Source organism: Variovorax paradoxus (assembly GCF_902712855.1).
Classification (GTDB): Bacteria; Pseudomonadota; Gammaproteobacteria; order Burkholderiales; family Burkholderiaceae_C; genus Variovorax; species Variovorax paradoxus_Q.
Genome location: NZ_LR743507.1, coordinates 2,731,014 through 2,746,175, shown reverse-complemented (window position 1 = coordinate 2,746,175; position 15,162 = coordinate 2,731,014). Strand labels below are relative to the sequence as shown.

The window sequence follows — 15,162 nt, the reverse complement described above, 5'->3', positions numbered from 1 at the left end:
TCATCCATGAATCCGGCCGCAAACTCCCCTTCCCTTCGCCAGCGCCTCGCACGCTGGGTTCCCTGCCTCGCATGGCCACGTCCCTCCGCCGCACTGCTGCGCAACGAGGCGATGGCCGGCATCACCGTGGCGCTGATGGTCATCCCGCAGGGCGTGGCGTATGCGGCGCTGGCCGGCATGCCGCTGGTCACGGGCGTGTACGCGGCACTGTTCCCGGCGCTCATCGCGGTGATGTTCAGCTCGTCGCAGAGGCTGTCGGTCGGGCCCACGGCCCTCACGAGCCTGCTGGTCGGCGCGTCGCTCGCGCCGCTGGCGGTGGCGGGCAGCGACGAATGGGTGGCCATGGCGGTGTGGCTCACGCTGATGTCCGGCACGATCCAGATCGTGCTGGGTGCGGGGCGCTTCGGCTGGCTGCTGCGGCTGGTCAACTCGCCGGTGCTCATCGGCTTCACACAGGGCGCGGCCGTGCTGATCGCCATCTCGCAACTGCCCGCACTGCTGGGCTTCACCGGGCGAACCATCCCGCAGGTGCTGCAGGGCGGGCCGCTGCCCGACCTCGTGGCCATTGCCTTCGGCCTGGGCAGCATCGCGGTGCTGTGGCTGGGCAAGCGCCTGCTGCCGCGCTTCCCGACGACCATGGCGCTGGTGGCCGGCGCCGCAGCCATCAGCTGGATCGTCGACTACGCGCTGCGGGGGGGCGCGGTGGTGGGCACGCTGCCGTCGGGCCTGCCATCCTTCTACTGGCCCGGCCTGCTGCCGCTGGGCACCTTCAGCGCGCTGGTGCTGCCCGCCCTGATGATCACGCTGGTGAGCTTCCTCGAGACCGCGTCGAGCGCCAAGGTCGACAACGCGCGCGCCGGCACGCTGTGGAACGAAAACCAGGACCTGATCGGCCAGGGACTGGCCAAGCTGGCTTCGGGCTTCACGGGCGCGTTTCCGACCAGCTCGTCGTTCTCGCGCTCGGCGATCACGCTCTACGCCGGCGCGCAGACCGGGTGGGCGACGCTGTTCAGCGTGGTGGTGGTCGCCGGTGCCCTGCTGTGGCTGATGCCGCTGCTGTACCACGTGCCGCAGGCGGTGCTGGCGGCGGTGGTGGTCACGGCCATCCTGGGGCTGGTGAAGCCGGCGAGCTTCAAAGCGCTGTGGCGCGTGTCGCGCATCGAAGCCGGCATCGCCTTCGGCACCTTCGTGCTGACCATCGCAACCGCGCCCAGCATCTACTGGGGCGTGCTGGGCGGCCTGCTGGCCAGCATGGCGCACTACATGTACCGGCACCTGCATCCGCGCATCATCGAAGTGGGCCTGCACCCGGACGGCAGCCTGCGCGACCGCCACCTGTGGAAGCTGCCGCCGCTGGCGCCGCAACTCTATGCGGTGCGCATGGACGCGGAACTCGACTTCGCCTCGGCCTCCACACTCGAGCGCGCGCTCACCGTGGCGCTGGCCGAGCGGCCCGAACTCACCGACGTGTGCCTGTTCGCGCAGCCCATCAACCGCATCGACATCACCGGCGCCGAAGTGTTCGGCTCGATCCGCCGCCTGATGGAAGCCAAGGGCGTGCGCCTGCACCTGAGCGGCCTGAAGCTGCCGGCGATGCAGGTGCTGGAACGCGCCGGCCTGCTGGCACCGGGCCCGATGCTCTTCAGCTACCGCACCGACGGCGAGGCGCTCGCGGCGCTGATGCCGCGCATCGACGTGCCGGTGGACGAGCCCACCGCCGCCTGAGCCCGGCCGGCCGATGAAAACCACCATCGAAGAACTGGTCGCGTTCCGCACGGTGGTCGACACCGGCTCGATCACCGCCGCGTCCGAACAGCTCGCACAGACGGTCTCCGGCATCAGCCGTGCGCTGAGCCGCCTCGAGCAGAAGCTCGACACCACGCTGCTGCGCCGGACCACGCGCCGGCTCGAACTCACCGAGGAAGGCGCCGCCTTCCTGCAGCGCACGCGCGCGATCCTCGATGCCATCGACGACGCCGAGGAGCAGATGGCCGCGCGCCGCCAGCAGCCCGCCGGGCGGCTGCGCGTGAACGCGGCCTCGCCCTTCATGCTGCATGCCATCGTGCCGCTGGTGCCGGAGTTCCGCCGCCTCTTTCCGCAGATCAGCCTCGAGCTCGACACCGACGACCTGCCCATCGACCTGCTGGAGCGCCGCACCGACATCGCCATCCGCATCGGCGCGCTGCGCGACTCCACGCTGCATGCGCGCCCGCTCGGTACGCATCGCCTGCGCGTGCTCGCCAGCCCCGCCTACCTCGAGACGCACGGCAAGCCACGCAAGGTGGACGACCTGGCCGGGCATGCGCTGCTGGGCTTCACGCAACCCGAGTCGCTCAACCGCTGGCCGCTGCGCGGCGTGCACGGCGACGAATGGGCCATCGCGCCGGCGCTGATGGCGTCGAGCGGCGAGACGCTGCGCCAGCTCGCGCTGGCCGGCGTGGGTATCGTGTGCCTGTCGGATTTCATGACGGGCGCGGACCGCGCGAGCGGCGCCCTGGTGCAGGTGCTGGCGAAGGAGACCGTGGACGTGCGCCAGCCGGTGAACGCGGTGTACTACCGCAACACGCAGCTGTCAGCGCGCATCACCTCGTTCCTGGATTTCCTGTCGCAGCGCATGGGTTGAGCGGCGGGCGCCGACCTGCGGCGCTTGCTGCCCGTTGCGCCTACTGCGGCTGCTTCGGCGTGAAGCGCTCGACCGCGGCCGAGGCGATCTCGTAGCCGCTCACGCCCATGTCCGCCGACGCGTAGCGCGCCGCCTTCAGCGTGCCGCTGACGTACACCGTGTCCATCGCGTGCAGGCCCCTCAGGGGCGCGGGCGCGATCACATGAACGATCTGGTTGGCCGGCGGCGGCGGGGTGTGGATGCAGGCGCCGAAGTACGGCACCAGCAGGAACTCGCGGATGCCGTCCTGCGCGGCGTCCAGCGGCACCACGAAGCCCGCGAGCTTGCCCGGCCGGCCATCGAGCGCCACGTTCACCGGCGCGTTGTCCCAGACGGCACGCATCTCTTCGAGCATCTGGATCGCACGCGGATCGTTGTCCCGCAGCGCCTCCAGGCTGATGTTGCGGTAGCGCTTGGTCGGGTCCCAGTTCTTGGGAATCAGCTCTTCCCACTTGAGCTCGGCCACCGGACCGCCCGTCGACGCGTTCGCGCCGTGCGCCGATTCGGGCCCGCAGCCGCCCAGGAGCGCCGCGGCCGGCGCCAGGAAAAGCGCGGACAGCAGAACACGCGAAAAGAACCTTCTCATGACCCCGATTGTGCTTGGCGAGTGTGTCAAGCCTGCAAAGCAGGGTCTTTGGCACTCATTTCCTCCCAGATCGCACAAACGCATTGCACAGCGCCAGAATGCCGCACCACGACACGAGGAGCTCTGCATGGCACCCACTGGATGGCTGGGACTCACGTCCCTCGGCACGGTTCACACGGCAATCAGCCTGGTCGCGGTTGCCGCCGGAATCTGGGCCCTGTTCCGCTACCGGGAGATCACGATGCGCACCGGCCTGGGCCGGGTGTTCTTCTGGACCACGGTGCTCACCTGCCTCACCGGCTTCGGCATCTTCCAGCACGGCGGCTTCGGCAAGCCGCATGCGCTGGGCATCATCACGCTGGTGGCGCTCGCGGCGGGTGTGCTGGCGGGGCGCGGCGCGCTCTTCGGCAAGTTCTCGCGCTACGTCGAGGCCATCGCGTTCTCGGCCAGCTTTCTCTTCCACTGGATCCCGGCATTCACCGAGACGCTGACGCGCCTGCCGCTGGGCGCGCCGCTGCTGCCGAACGCCGACGCCCCTGCGCTCAAGGCGATCACCGGCGTGCTGTTCGTGCTGTACCTGGTCGGCGTCGGGCTGCAGATCCGCCGGCTGCGCGGCGGCGGCGGTGCCCCGCTCAGTCCTGCACCCGCCCACGCAGGCTCTTGATCTGCGAACGCTGGCTCTTGCCCTCGAGCCGGCGCTGCTTCGAACCGTAGGTGGGCTTGGTGGCGCGGCGCACGCGCGGCGGCGTGGCCACGCTGTCGACCACCGCCTGCAGGCGCGCCAGCGCATCTGCGCGGTTCATCTCCTGCGTGCGGTGCTGCTGCGCCTTGAGCACGAAAACGCCTTCCTGCGTGATGCGGCTGTCGCGCAGCGCGAGCAGCCGTTCCTTCACGTCGGGCGGCAGCGAACTGGCGTGGATGTCGTAGCGCAGGTGCACCGCGCTCGACACCTTGTTGACGTTCTGCCCGCCCGCGCCCTGCGCCCGGATGGCGCTGAAGTCGACCTCGTCGGGGTCGATCAGGAGCGGCGGGCGCAGCATGGCGTTCAGACGCGCTCGAACACGGCCGCAATGCCCTGGCCGCCGCCGATGCACATCGTCACCAGCGCATGGCGGCCGCCCGTGCGGTGCAGCTCGGCAATGGCCTTGGTGGTGATGATCGCGCCGGTCGCGCCCACCGGATGGCCCAGCGAAATGCCCGAGCCGTTCGGATTCACCCGGGCCGGATCGAAGCCCAGTTCCTTGATGACCGCGCAGGCCTGCGCCGCGAAGGCTTCGTTCGACTCGATCACGTCGAAGTCGCTCACCTTCAGCCCGGTGCGCTCCAGCACCTTGCGCGTGGCCGGCACGGGGCCGATGCCCATGTACGCAGGCTCGACGCCGGCGTGCGCGTAGCCCACCAGCCGCGCGAGCGGCTTGAGGCCGCGCGCCTTCACGCTCTCGCCGCTGGCCAGCACCACCGCGGCGGCGCCGTCGTTGATGCCCGAGGCATTGCCGGCGGTGACGAGGCCGTCCTTCTTGAACGCGGGCTTCATCTTCGAAAGCGTCTCCACGCTGGTGTCGGCGCGCACGTGCTCGTCGGTGTCGAACAGAACGACGCCCTTGCGGGTCTTCACCTCGACCGGAACGATCTGCTCCTTGAAGCGGCCGGCGGCAATGGCGGCGGCCGCGCGCTGCTGGCTGGCGACGGCCAGCTCGTCCATCTGCTCGCGCGTGATGCCGTAGCGCGCGGCCACGTTCTCGGCGGTGATGCCCATGTGGATCTTCTCCCACGGGTCGTGCAGGATGCCCAGCATGTAGTCGACCAGCACCGCGTCGCCCATGCGCGCGCCGTAGCGTGCCGAAGTGTCGAAATACGGGCCGCGGCTCATCGATTCAGAGCCGCCGCCGATGGCGATCTCGCAGTCGCCCAGCGCGATCGCCTGCGCCGCGGACACGATGGCCTGCAGGCCCGAGCCGCACAGGCGGTTCACGTTGAAGGCCGGCGTCTCGATCGGGCATCCCGCGTCGATGGCCGCCACGCGGCTCAGGTAGGCGTCCTTCACGTCGGTGGGGATCACGTTGCCCATGACCACATGGCCGATGGCGTCGCCCGCCAGGCCGCTGCGCTCGATGGCAGCCTTCACGGCCGTGGTGGCCAGCTGCGTGTTGGGCACGTCCTTCAGCGCGCCGCCGAAGGTGCCGATGGCGGTGCGGGCGGTGCCGACCACGAAGATGTCGCGTGAGGTCATGGTGTCTCTGTCTCCTGGGATTGAAAAAAATCGGTTCAGCGCCCGGTGAAGGCGGCGGGCTTCCTGGCGAAGAAGGCGTCGAGGCCGATCCTGAAATCATCGGTCGCGGCGCAGTCCTGGAAAGCGGCCGATTCGGCGTCGAGCTGCGCAGGCAGGTCGCGGCCGAGCGATCCGCGCATCAGCCGGCGCAGGTTGCCCAGCGCCACGGTCGGCCCCTTCGCCAGCCGCTGCGCAAGCGCCATCGCCTCGGCTTCGAGCTCGGCAACGGGCACCACGCGGTTGACCAGGCCCATGCGTTCGGCAGCTGCCGCGTCGTAGGTGTCGCCGAGCATCGCGATCTCGAGCGCGCGGCGAAGGCCGACCAGCCGCGGCAGCGCCCACGAGGCGCCCACGTCGCAGCTGGTGCCGATGTTCACGTAGGCGAGGTTGAAGCGCGTGCCTTCGGCCGCCAGCACGAAGTCGGCCTGCAGCATCATGCTCAGGCCGGCACCGGCGGCCACGCCGTGCACCTGTGCGACCAGCGGCGCGTCCATGCGGTCGAGCACGGTCATCGCCTCGTGCAGCGGGTCGATCAGGTCGGCCGCGCCCTGCTGCGGATCGGCGCTCAGCACGCCGAGATCGCCGCCGGCCATGAAGCCCTTGCCCGCGCCGCTCATGAGCACCGCGCGCACGCTCCTGTCGGCTGCCAGTTCGCGGGCGGCGGCGAGGAAGGCGTTGGCCATCGGCACGTCGATGGCGTTCAGGGCAGCCGGCCGGTTGAAGCGGATCGTGGCCACCGCGCCATCCCGTCCCAGCAGCAAGGGAGCGTCTGTCGTCGTCATCGTCATGCGGTCTTTCCTTTCGTGGCGGCGGCTTCCGGGGCTTCGGCAGCCGGGGCCGGTCTTCGAATCACGCCACCGAGCAGCAGCTCGATGGCCTGGTCGGCGATCTGGTCGGGCGTGAGGTCGCCATCGGGGCGGTACCAGCGGCCGATCCAGCTCAGCGCGCCGGCGAGAACGAAGGCGGCCATCTTCGGGTTGCACGGCGCCAGCGAGCCTTCGGCAACGCCCTCTTCGACAAGGCTGCGGAACTGGCCATCGATGGTGGCCTTGAGGCGGCGCAGCTCGGTCTTCAGCGGCTCCGGCAGCGGGTCTTCGCCGATGCGGATCACGCACATGCCGAAGTCCTGCATGACCACGCCCGAGTAGATGCGCATGCAGGCCCGGAGCTGGTCGACGGCACTGCCGCCTGCGGCGCGCACCTCGCCGATGCCTTCCTGCATGAGGTCGAGCGCGATCTTCACGCACTCCAGCAGGATCTGGTCCTTGTTCTCGACGTAGTAGTAGAGCGTGGGCTTGCTGACGTTCAGCCGCTCGGCGATGTCGTCGAGCGAGGTCGCATGGAAACCGCGTTCGTTGAAGAGCCGGGCGGCCGTCTGAAGCACGGCCTGGCGCTTGAGTTCGCGCTGCCTGGCACGCTTGCCCGCGGGCTCCCACGGAGAAGCCGGATCGGAAACGGACGAAGGGGAAACGGTGCGGACCACGGTTCAACACGACTTGGCCGCAAATCGACGCCGCACGGCGCGGCGAGAGACGAATTTACTGGCCGGTAGAAATTCTACGGGCCAGTAAATGTTCCGGGGAAAAGACTGCCGAAGGGTTCAGTCGCCGCGCACGGGGCGGGCCCGCACGTCGGTCACGTCATCGGCGGGGCCGATGGCGACGGGGCTGCGCACGGATTCACCGCGTGCCCTGGCATTGACGACATCGGCGGCCTGCGGCTCCGTCGGCTGTGCCGCATGGCGGAATCTGTCGAAGCCCGAGCGTGGATTGAATCGCATGACCCAGGGCGTCACGGGCTTGCCCGTAAGACGCCCCCAGGCGTAGCGCACGCCCCACACCACAGCCAGCAGCATCACGGCGACGGTCAGGCTGGCCGCGAAGACCAGCCCCAGGAGCAGAAGAATGACCCGAAGAATGAAGTTCATCATCCGACTTTAGGCCGATGCCGCCGCCGTTGGTTCCCCGGCCTTGCCGAACGAGAACTTGCCCGGCGACTGAATCGGGTCGGTCGTGACCTCGATCGTGTCCTTCGGCCCGAAGCTCCCGTCGAGCAGCAGCTTCGACAGCGGGTTCTCGATGCGCTGCTGGATCGCACGCTTGAGCGGACGCGCGCCGAACACCGGGTCGAAGCCGACCTTGGCGATCTCGGCCAGCGCCGCGGGCGACACCTGCAGGCCCAGGTCCATCTTCGCGAGGCGCGCGGTGAGCACCTTCAGCTGGATCGCGGCGATCGATTCGATGTTCTTCGCGTCGAGCGCATGGAACACGACCGTCTCGTCGATGCGGTTCAGAAACTCGGGGCGGAAGTAGTTCTTCAGCTCGTCCCACACCGCTTCCTTGATCTCTTCCGAAGGCTTGCCCACCATGGCCTGGATGATGGGCGAGCCGATGTTGCTCGTCATCACGATCACGGTGTTCTTGAAGTCCACGGTGCGGCCCTGGCCGTCGGTCAGGCGACCATCGTCGAGCACCTGCAGCAGCACGTTGAACACGTCGGGATGGGCCTTCTCGACCTCGTCGAGCAGCACCACGCTGTAGGGCTTGCGGCGCACGGCTTCCGTGAGGTAGCCGCCCTCTTCATAACCCACGTAGCCCGGCGGCGCGCCGATGAGGCGGGCGACAGAATGCTTCTCCATGAACTCGCTCATGTCGATGCGGATCAGGTGGTCTTCGCTGTCGAACAGGAAGCCCGCGAGCGCCTTGCACAGCTCGGTCTTGCCCACGCCCGTCGGGCCGAGGAACAGGAAAGAACCCGTGGGGCGGTTCGGGTCGGACAGGCCCGAGCGCGAGCGGCGGATCGCATTGGCGACCGCACCGATGGCCTCGTCCTGGCCCACCACGCGTTCGTGCAGCTTGTCCTCCATCACGAGCAGCTTGTCGCGCTCGCCCTGCATCAGCTTGGCAACCGGGATGCCGGTGGCACGCGCCACGACCTCGGCGATTTCCTCGGCGCCGACCTGCGTGCGCAGCAGCGTGGGCGCGCTCGACTTGCCCTTGGTGGCCTCGCTGGCCTCGGCCTCCTTCAGGCGCTTCTCGAGCGCGGGCAACTGGCCGTACTGCAGCTCGGCAACCTTGTTGAAGTCGCCCTTGCGCTTCCATTCCTCGATCTGGAACTTGATCTTGTCGACGTCTTCGCGCACCTGCGCGCTGCCCTGGGCCTGGGCCTTCTCGGCCTGCCAGATCTCGTCGTAGTCGGCGATTTCCTTCTGCAGCTTCTCGATCTCACCCTCGATCAGGCCGAGGCGCTTCTGCGACGCCTCGTCCTTTTCGCGGCGCACGGCTTCGCGCTCGATCTGCAGCTGGATCAGGCGGCGGTCGAGGCGGTCCATGACCTCGGGCTTGGAGTCCATCTCGATCTTGATCTTGGCCGCAGCCTCGTCGATCAGGTCGATGGCCTTGTCGGGCAGGAAGCGGTCGGTGATGTAGCGGTCGGACAGCTCGGCCGCGGCCACGATGGCCGGGTCGGTGATCTGCACGCCGTGGTGCACTTCGTACTTCTCCTGCAGGCCGCGCAGGATGGCGATGGTGGCTTCGACACTTGGCTCGCCGACGATGATCTTCTGGAAGCGGCGCTCCAGGGCAGCATCTTTCTCGATGTACTTGCGGTATTCGTCGAGCGTGGTGGCACCGACGCAGTGCAGCTCGCCGCGCGCGAGCGCCGGCTTGAGCATGTTGCCCGCGTCCATCGCGCCCTCGGCCTTGCCGGCGCCGACCATGGTGTGCAGTTCGTCGATGAAGACGATGGTCTGGCCTTCGTCCTTCGCGAGCTCGTTGAGCACGGTCTTCAGGCGCTCCTCGAACTCGCCGCGGAACTTGGCGCCGGCGAGCAGCGCGGCCATGTCGAGCGACAGCACGCGCTTGCCCTTGAGCGAATCGGGCACCTCGCCCGACACGATGCGCTGCGCCAGGCCTTCGACGATGGCGGTCTTGCCCACGCCGGGTTCGCCGATGAGCACGGGGTTGTTCTTGGTGCGGCGCTGCAGCACCTGGATGGCGCGGCGGATTTCCTCGTCGCGGCCGATCACCGGGTCGAGCTTGCCGAGGCGGGCGCGCTCGGTGAGGTCGAGGGTGTACTTCTTGAGAGCCTCGCGCTGGCCTTCGGCATCGGCGCTGTTCACGCCCTGCCCGCCGCGCACGGCGTCGATGGCCGCCTCGAGCGACTTGCGGCTCAGGCCGTTCTCACGGGCGGTCTTGCCGATGTCGGCCTTGCTGTCGGCCAGTGCGAGCAGAAAGAGTTCGCCCGCGATGAACTGGTCGTTGCGCTTGATGGATTCCTTCTCGGTGGCCTGCAGCAGCTTGCTCAGCTCGGGGCCGACCTGCACGATGTCGTGGCCCTGCACCTGTGGCAGCTTCTTGATGGCGGCCTCGGCGGCCTGCGTGAGGCCGGGGACGTTGACGCCGGCACGCTCCAGCAGGGCGCGCGGGCCATCGTCCTGGCGCAGCATCGCGACCAGCAGGTGAGCCGGTTCGATATAGGCGTTGTCGTTGCCCAGCGCGAGCGACTGGGCATCGCCCAGGGCTTCCTGAAATTTGGTGGTGAGTTTGTCTTGTCGCATGGTGGTATTCCTGCATCCAAAATAGGGCTGTTCGGGCACGATTCAAGCCTGCCGGCCAATCCCGGCGCATGGCCCGGCGGATTGCGGCGTCCGGGCACGGGTATTGCACAAGACCCGTTTCTGTTTTCCCGTAGGCATTTCTCTCTTCTCGAATGGAGTCGATCATGGTTTTTTCAATGCAGCGCCGTGCGATCAGCGCTGGCCTCCTCGTGGCGGCCTTGGGCCTCTCGGGCCTTGCGCAGGCACAGAGCGGCACCCCCGTGCGCCTGCTGGTCGGCTTTCCGGCCGGCGCGGGCACCGACGCGATTGCGCGCACCCTGGGCGAGAAGCTCAAGGACGTGCTGGGCGTTCCCGTGGTGGTGGAGAACCGCGCCGGCGCGGGAGGCCAGATCGCGGCCACCGTGCTGAAGTCGTCCCCTGCCGACGGCCACACGCTGTTCCTGTCGCATGACCACACCATCTCGATCCTGCCGCAGGTGATCAAGAATCCGGGCTTCAACCCTGCCACCGACTTCGTGCCCGTGGCCGGCTTCGCGACCTTCGCCAACGTGCTGGCCGTGTCGGGCGGCACGCCGGCCAAGACGATGGACGAGTACGTGAAGTGGGTCCGCACGCAGAAGGGCGGCAAGGAGACCATCGGCATCCCGGCGCCGGCCTCGATCCCCGAGTTTCTGGTGAAGATGATTTCCGACAAGTACAAGATCGATGTGCAGCCCGCGCCCTACCGCGGCAGCGCGCCCATGACGGCCGACATGCTGGGCAACCAGATCACGGCGGGCATCGCCTCGGTGCCGGACTTCATCGAGAACCACAAGGCGGGCAAGGTGCGCATCGTGGCCTCCATCGGCGCCAAGCGCCAGGCGGTGATCCCGAACGTGCCGACCTTCACCGAGCTGGGCTTCGCCAACCTCGACGACCTGCCCTACTACGGCATCTTCGCGCCGGTGGGCACGCCGCAGCCGATCATCGACAGGTACGGCGACGCGCTGCAGAAGGTGCTGGCCATGCCCGACGTGAAGCAGAAGCTCACGGCGATGGGGCTGACGGTGGGCTACGAGCCGCAGGGCCAGTTCGCTGGCCGCGTGCGCACCTATACGCAGGCGTGGGAAAAGATCATCCAGGCCAGCGGCTTCAAACCGCTTTGATGTGTGGCTCACTCTCCCATCGGGGAAAGGGTTGGGGCGAGGGCCGGTAGCCTTCGCAAGAGCAGCTTGTCAGATGAGCGCTGCGGCCCTCACCCTGGCCCTCTCCCAAAGGGAGAGGGAACAACGCAGGTCAGGCGTTGGGAGCGCTGATGCCCCAGCGCGCCAGGGCCGCATCGTCGGCCACGCGCGCATCGACCCAGCGGGCACCTTCGGGCGTCTGCTCTTTCTTCCAGAACGGCGCCTGGGTCTTGAGGTAGTCCATCAGGAACTCGCAGGCCTCGAAGCTCTGGCCGCGGTGCGCCGACACCACGGCCACCATCATGATCTGGTCGAGGGGCTGCAGCAGCCCCACGCGATGGATCACGCGCGCCCCCAGGATGTCGAAGCGCCGGTGCGCCTCGTCGATCATGGCCTCGATGGCCTTCTCGGTCATGCCCGGGTAGTGTTCCAGCTCCATCGACGACACGCTGCTGCCGTCGTTGCGGTCGCGCACCGTGCCCACAAAACTGCAGACCGCCCCGACGCGCATGTCGTCGGCACGCAACGCGGCGACCTCCTGTGCCAGGTCGAAATCTGCCGTCCGGATGGAAACACGTGCGCCGCTCATGCCGGGATTGTGGCACCGCGATAAACTGCCGCGATGCCTTGCCTCGCCACGTCCTTCCCGGTGCACTCGCACCCCGAAGGCCTCGGTGCGTGCCAGGGCAACAGCAAAGCCAAAAAACCAAAGCTCGTCTGACCGGAGCCGAGGTTCCGTCGTCGGATGAGCGACGGAACCTGCCGGAAGGCAAGGCCTTGGCCTCTCATGGGTTGCGCGCGCATCCGACGATGGTTCTTTCCATCGGTCGATTCCTGAAAGGAAGCCCGCGTGCCTCGACTATCCCGTACCTCCACACCCGATTTCTCCGGCTTCTGGGTGGCCCTCGTCACCCCGTTCCGCGATGGCGCGGTCGATCATGTCGCGCTGTCCTCGCTGACCCGCAGGCTGGCCGGCGAAGGCGTGACGGGCTTCGTGCCCTGCGGCTCGACCGGCGAAGCCGCAGCGCTCGACGAGGCCGAGCAACTGGCCGTGCTCGACACGGTACTGGCCGCCGCCGACGGGCTGCCGGTCGTCATGGGCATGTCGGGCTACCACCTGGGCAAGGCCACGGCCTGGGCCCGAAAGCTCTCGGAACGCCCCATCGCAGGCCTGCTGGTGGCCGCGCCGCACTACGTTCGCCCCTCGCAGGCGGGCCTGCTCGAATGGTTCGGCGCCATCGCCGACGCCAGCACGGTGCCGGTGCTGGTCTACGACATTCCCTACCGCACCGGCGTCACCATCGCCCGCGACACGCTGCTGGCGCTGGCCGCGCACCCGCGCATCCACGGCATCAAGGACTGCGGCGGCGACATGGCCAAGACGCGCGCGGTGATTGCCGACGGCCGGCTCCAGGTGCTGACGGGCGAAGACCACCAGATCTTCGGCACCATGGCCGAAGGCGGCGCGGGCGCCATCGCAGCCAGCGGGAACGTGCACGCCCGCCGCTTCGTGCAGCTGGTGCGCCTGCTGGCGGACAACCGCCTCGCCGAGGCCCGCCCCGAGTGGCAGGCGCTGCAGCCGCTGGTGGAGATGCTGTTCGCCGAACCCAATCCCGGCCCGCTGAAGGCGCTGCTCGCGCATGGGGGCGAAATGCAGGACGAACTGCGTTCGCCGATGACGCGCGCGTCCGACGGGCTGCGCGAGCGCCTGGTGGCGCTCGACGCCCGCCTCAGCCGCCGGTGACGGGCGGAAAGAAAGCCACTTCGCAGTCGTCGCCGAGCGTGGCGGCTTCGTCGCTCATGAGCTGGTCGAGCGCCATGCGCACGGCCTTGCCGCGTGCGAGTGCGGTGGCATAGGCGCCGCCGCGCGCAATGAGTTCGTCGCGCAGCGCCGCCAGCGTGGCGGCCTGCGTGTCGACGGTTTCGCCGCTGCTGGAGAGTGCCTCGCGCACCGAGGCGAAATAACGGATCCGGACTTTCATGGCGCGATTCAGCCGAGCAGCAACGCGAAGGGAATGAAGCTCACGGTGTCGCCCGACCTGATCGTGTGGCCTGCGGGGTTGTCGACCACGCCGTCGCCCCAGACCATCGACGTCAGCACGCCCGAGCTCTGGTTGCCGAACAGCTCGAGCCCGCCCGCCGCGTTGCGCCGCACGCGCAGGAACTCGCGCCGCTTGTCGGCGCGCGGCCAGTCGAAATCGGCGCGCATCTGCACCGCCTCGGGCGCGACACGCGTGGCGCCCTGCAGCGTCAGCAGGAACGGGCGCACCAGCATCAGGAAGGTCAGGAAGCTCGACACCGGGTTGCCGGGCAGCCCCGTCACGTGGCAGGCGCCCTGCCCGTGTCTGCGCGCGATGGAGCCATAGGCAAACGGCTTGCCGGGCTTCATCGACAACGACCACAGCTGCAGCTCGCCGAGCGACTGCAGCGCCGCACGGATGTGGTCTTCCTCGCCGACGGAGACACCGCCGGTCGTGATGATCAGGTCGCTGGCCTCGGCCGCGTCGCGCAGCGCCGCAATGGTGGCTTCGCGGTTGTCGGGCACGATGCCCAAGTCGTTCACCTCGCAGCCCAGGCGGTGCAGCAAAGCCCGCATGAAGAAGCGGTTGGAGTTGTAGATCGCACCCGGCTTCATGGCGTCGGGTGCGACTTCGCCAGGCATCACCAGCTCGTCGCCGGTCGAAAGCATGGCCACGCGCGGCCTGCGCGCGACCTGCAGGCAGTCGAAGCCCACGCTGGCCGCAAGGCCCAGGGCGGCAGGCGTGAGGCGCTCGCCCTGCCCGAGCACGATATCGCCCGAGGCCACGTCCTCGCCCGCGCGGCGGATCCACTGGCCGCTCGCCGGCACGATCGCGATGCGCACCGAACCCAGGCTTCCTTCCCGGGGTGTGGCGGCCGTGTCTTCCTGCATCACCACGGCATCGGCGCCATCGGGAATCTGCGCACCGGTGAAGATGCGCGCCGCGGTACCTGCCGCGAGTGCCGTGCCGACAGTGCCGGCGGGAATGCGCTGCGCCACGGTCAACTCGGCGCCCGGCGCGGCGCAGTCGGCCACCCGCACCGCATAGCCGTCCATCGCGCTGTTGTCGCGGGGCGGCACGGTGAGGCCGGAGACGAGGTCCTGCGCCAGCACGCGGCCGTCGGCGTCGAAGGTGCCGACGCTTTCGGCGGGCAGCGTCGGCTTCGCTTTCGCGAGCAGCACGGCGATGGCCTCGTCGAGCGGCATCAGCGGAGGACGCAACGAGGAAGCGGCGAAGGGAACGGGTGTTTCAGCCATGGTGTTCGGGGTTGTATTCGAAGCGCTCGCCGCTGTCGATCAACCACTTCGCAATGGCCGCGGCGTCGTTGAGGTCGAACACCGGGCGTTCGGTGGGCGACGGCAGTGCGGCCGGGTCGTCCGTGGCCACGGCGGTGACGAACGGATCGTCGGTATAGAGCACCGGCCGCGACGGCTCGCTGCCCCCCGGCTCGCGCCAGATCTCGATCTTGAGCACATCGCTGTGCCGGAAGCCCTCGACCAGCACCCAGTCGGCGGCCGGATGCACCTCGGCGAGCAACTGGTGCACGCTGGGCTCGCCCGGCACCTCGAACTCGCGCATGATCGCGAGCCGCTGGTCGGACGCCACCACCACCTCGAAGGCACCGGCCTCGCGATGACGGTAGGTGTCCTTGCCGGGATGGTCGATGTCGAACCTGTGGTGTGCGTGCTTGACCACCGACACCCGCTGGCCGAGCTGCTTGAGCGCCGGGATGAGGCGCTCCAGCAGCGTGGTCTTGCCCGCGCCGGAGTAACCGGCGAAACCGACGACCTTCATGTCAACCTCTCCCGAATCCGATGCAGGATGCACCGCCAGGGCCCCTCCACCAAACCACCACGGAACCGGCCTTGCCGGGCCGCGGTGTGCGAAGCCTGGGAGCGAGCCC

General features: G+C 68.7%; 16 protein-coding genes. 5 read left to right on the top strand and 11 right to left on the bottom strand.

Annotated features, from left to right (window positions below; all coding sequences use genetic code 11):
- The first annotated feature begins 6 nt into the window (after positions 1 to 6).
- Complete coding sequence (locus AACL56_RS12500) at positions 7 to 1,725, top strand: SulP family inorganic anion transporter (protein ID WP_339090136.1); 1,719 nt, start codon at positions 7 to 9, stop codon at positions 1,723 to 1,725.
- Between the two features lie 13 nt (positions 1,726 to 1,738).
- Positions 1,739 to 2,623, top strand: a complete 885-nt coding sequence (locus tag AACL56_RS12495; RefSeq protein WP_339090135.1) for a LysR substrate-binding domain-containing protein — start codon at positions 1,739 to 1,741, stop codon at positions 2,621 to 2,623.
- Between the two features lie 40 nt (positions 2,624 to 2,663).
- Here AACL56_RS12495 and AACL56_RS12490 read toward each other — a convergent pair whose 3' ends face one another.
- On the bottom strand, positions 2,664 to 3,248 hold the full coding sequence (locus tag AACL56_RS12490; protein WP_339090134.1) for a DUF3299 domain-containing protein: 585 nt from the start codon (positions 3,246 to 3,248) through the stop codon (positions 2,664 to 2,666).
- Between the two features lie 127 nt (positions 3,249 to 3,375).
- Between AACL56_RS12490 and AACL56_RS12485 the strand changes: the two genes are divergently transcribed.
- A complete protein-coding gene (locus AACL56_RS12485) occupies positions 3,376 to 3,912 on the top strand; it encodes a hypothetical protein (protein ID WP_339090133.1) in 537 nt (178 codons plus the stop codon).
- Here AACL56_RS12485 and arfB read toward each other — a convergent pair.
- The 6 genes from arfB to clpB all read right to left on the bottom strand — a co-directional run bounded on the left by arfB (position 3,881) and on the right by clpB (position 10,075).
- Positions 3,881 to 4,288, bottom strand: a complete 408-nt coding sequence (gene arfB, locus AACL56_RS12480; RefSeq protein ID WP_339090132.1) for an alternative ribosome rescue aminoacyl-tRNA hydrolase ArfB — start codon at positions 4,286 to 4,288, stop codon at positions 3,881 to 3,883. The genes AACL56_RS12485 and arfB overlap by 32 nt on opposite strands.
- Before the next feature lie 5 nt (positions 4,289 to 4,293).
- Positions 4,294 to 5,478, bottom strand: a complete 1,185-nt coding sequence (locus AACL56_RS12475) for an acetyl-CoA C-acyltransferase family protein (RefSeq protein ID WP_339090131.1) — start codon at positions 5,476 to 5,478, stop codon at positions 4,294 to 4,296.
- A 35-nt stretch (positions 5,479 to 5,513) separates the two neighbouring features.
- The gene (locus AACL56_RS12470) at positions 5,514 to 6,299 is read right to left on the bottom strand and encodes an enoyl-CoA hydratase/isomerase family protein (protein WP_339092861.1); all 786 of its coding nucleotides are present in this window, start codon (positions 6,297 to 6,299) and stop codon (positions 5,514 to 5,516) included.
- 2 nt (positions 6,300 to 6,301) lie between these two features.
- Positions 6,302 to 7,000, bottom strand: a complete 699-nt coding sequence (locus tag AACL56_RS12465; protein WP_339090130.1) for a TetR/AcrR family transcriptional regulator — start codon at positions 6,998 to 7,000, stop codon at positions 6,302 to 6,304.
- Positions 7,001 to 7,117: 117 nt separating this feature from the next.
- A complete protein-coding gene (locus tag AACL56_RS12460) occupies positions 7,118 to 7,444 on the bottom strand; it encodes a hypothetical protein (RefSeq protein WP_339090129.1) in 327 nt (108 codons plus the stop codon).
- A gap of 9 nt (positions 7,445 to 7,453) precedes the next feature.
- Complete coding sequence (clpB, locus tag AACL56_RS12455) at positions 7,454 to 10,075, bottom strand: ATP-dependent chaperone ClpB (protein WP_339090128.1); 2,622 nt, start codon at positions 10,073 to 10,075, stop codon at positions 7,454 to 7,456.
- Between the two features lie 164 nt (positions 10,076 to 10,239).
- Here clpB and AACL56_RS12450 point away from each other — a divergent pair, with 164 nt between their 5' ends.
- Positions 10,240 to 11,220 (top strand): Bug family tripartite tricarboxylate transporter substrate binding protein, encoded by a 981-nt coding sequence (locus AACL56_RS12450; RefSeq protein ID WP_339090127.1) that lies wholly within the window; start codon positions 10,240 to 10,242, stop codon positions 11,218 to 11,220.
- Positions 11,221 to 11,350: 130 nt separating this feature from the next.
- On the opposite strand, the gene AACL56_RS12445 is transcribed toward AACL56_RS12450, so the two are convergent.
- Positions 11,351 to 11,827 carry a molybdenum cofactor biosynthesis protein MoaE gene (locus AACL56_RS12445; protein WP_339090126.1) on the bottom strand — a complete coding sequence of 159 codons (477 nt, stop codon included), beginning with the start codon at positions 11,825 to 11,827 and terminating at the stop codon, positions 11,351 to 11,353.
- Positions 11,828 to 12,088: 261 nt separating this feature from the next.
- On the opposite strand from AACL56_RS12445, the gene dapA reads away from it, so the two are divergent.
- Positions 12,089 to 12,982 (top strand): 4-hydroxy-tetrahydrodipicolinate synthase, encoded by an 894-nt coding sequence (gene dapA, locus AACL56_RS12440; protein ID WP_339090125.1) that lies wholly within the window; start codon positions 12,089 to 12,091, stop codon positions 12,980 to 12,982.
- Here dapA and AACL56_RS12435 read toward each other — a convergent pair.
- Genes AACL56_RS12435 through mobB form a run of 3 tightly spaced genes read right to left on the bottom strand, consistent with a single transcriptional unit; the run spans position 12,969 to position 15,053 of the window.
- The gene (locus AACL56_RS12435; RefSeq protein ID WP_339090124.1) at positions 12,969 to 13,220 is read right to left on the bottom strand and encodes a MoaD/ThiS family protein; all 252 of its coding nucleotides are present in this window, start codon (positions 13,218 to 13,220) and stop codon (positions 12,969 to 12,971) included. The two genes, dapA and AACL56_RS12435, sit on opposite strands and share 14 nt — an antisense overlap.
- 8 nt (positions 13,221 to 13,228) lie before the next feature.
- The gene (gene glp / locus AACL56_RS12430; RefSeq protein ID WP_339090123.1) at positions 13,229 to 14,515 is read right to left on the bottom strand and encodes a gephyrin-like molybdotransferase Glp; all 1,287 of its coding nucleotides are present in this window, start codon (positions 14,513 to 14,515) and stop codon (positions 13,229 to 13,231) included.
- Positions 14,508 to 15,053 carry a molybdopterin-guanine dinucleotide biosynthesis protein B gene (gene mobB / locus AACL56_RS12425; RefSeq protein WP_339090122.1) on the bottom strand — a complete coding sequence of 182 codons (546 nt, stop codon included), beginning with the start codon at positions 15,051 to 15,053 and terminating at the stop codon, positions 14,508 to 14,510. Before mobB ends, glp begins: the two co-directional genes overlap by 8 nt.
- Positions 15,054 to 15,162: the final 109 nt, after the last annotated feature.

Coding starts and splice junctions, on each gene's coding strand:
- AACL56_RS12500 (WP_339090136.1), top strand. CDS start 7: ATGAATCCGGCCGCAAACTCCCCTTCCCTTCGCCAGCGCCTCGCACGC.
- AACL56_RS12495 (WP_339090135.1), top strand. CDS start 1,739: ATGAAAACCACCATCGAAGAACTGGTCGCGTTCCGCACGGTGGTCGAC.
- AACL56_RS12490 (WP_339090134.1), bottom strand. CDS start 3,248: ATGAGAAGGTTCTTTTCGCGTGTTCTGCTGTCCGCGCTTTTCCTGGCG.
- AACL56_RS12485 (WP_339090133.1), top strand. CDS start 3,376: ATGGCACCCACTGGATGGCTGGGACTCACGTCCCTCGGCACGGTTCAC.
- arfB (WP_339090132.1), bottom strand. CDS start 4,288: ATGCTGCGCCCGCCGCTCCTGATCGACCCCGACGAGGTCGACTTCAGC.
- AACL56_RS12475 (WP_339090131.1), bottom strand. CDS start 5,478: ATGACCTCACGCGACATCTTCGTGGTCGGCACCGCCCGCACCGCCATC.
- AACL56_RS12470 (WP_339092861.1), bottom strand. CDS start 6,299: ATGACGACGACAGACGCTCCCTTGCTGCTGGGACGGGATGGCGCGGTG.
- AACL56_RS12460 (WP_339090129.1), bottom strand. CDS start 7,444: ATGAACTTCATTCTTCGGGTCATTCTTCTGCTCCTGGGGCTGGTCTTC.
- clpB (WP_339090128.1), bottom strand. CDS start 10,075: ATGCGACAAGACAAACTCACCACCAAATTTCAGGAAGCCCTGGGCGAT.
- AACL56_RS12450 (WP_339090127.1), top strand. CDS start 10,240: ATGGTTTTTTCAATGCAGCGCCGTGCGATCAGCGCTGGCCTCCTCGTG.
- AACL56_RS12445 (WP_339090126.1), bottom strand. CDS start 11,827: ATGAGCGGCGCACGTGTTTCCATCCGGACGGCAGATTTCGACCTGGCA.
- AACL56_RS12435 (WP_339090124.1), bottom strand. CDS start 13,220: ATGAAAGTCCGGATCCGTTATTTCGCCTCGGTGCGCGAGGCACTCTCC.
- glp (WP_339090123.1), bottom strand. CDS start 14,515: ATGGCTGAAACACCCGTTCCCTTCGCCGCTTCCTCGTTGCGTCCTCCG.
- mobB (WP_339090122.1), bottom strand. CDS start 15,053: ATGAAGGTCGTCGGTTTCGCCGGTTACTCCGGCGCGGGCAAGACCACG.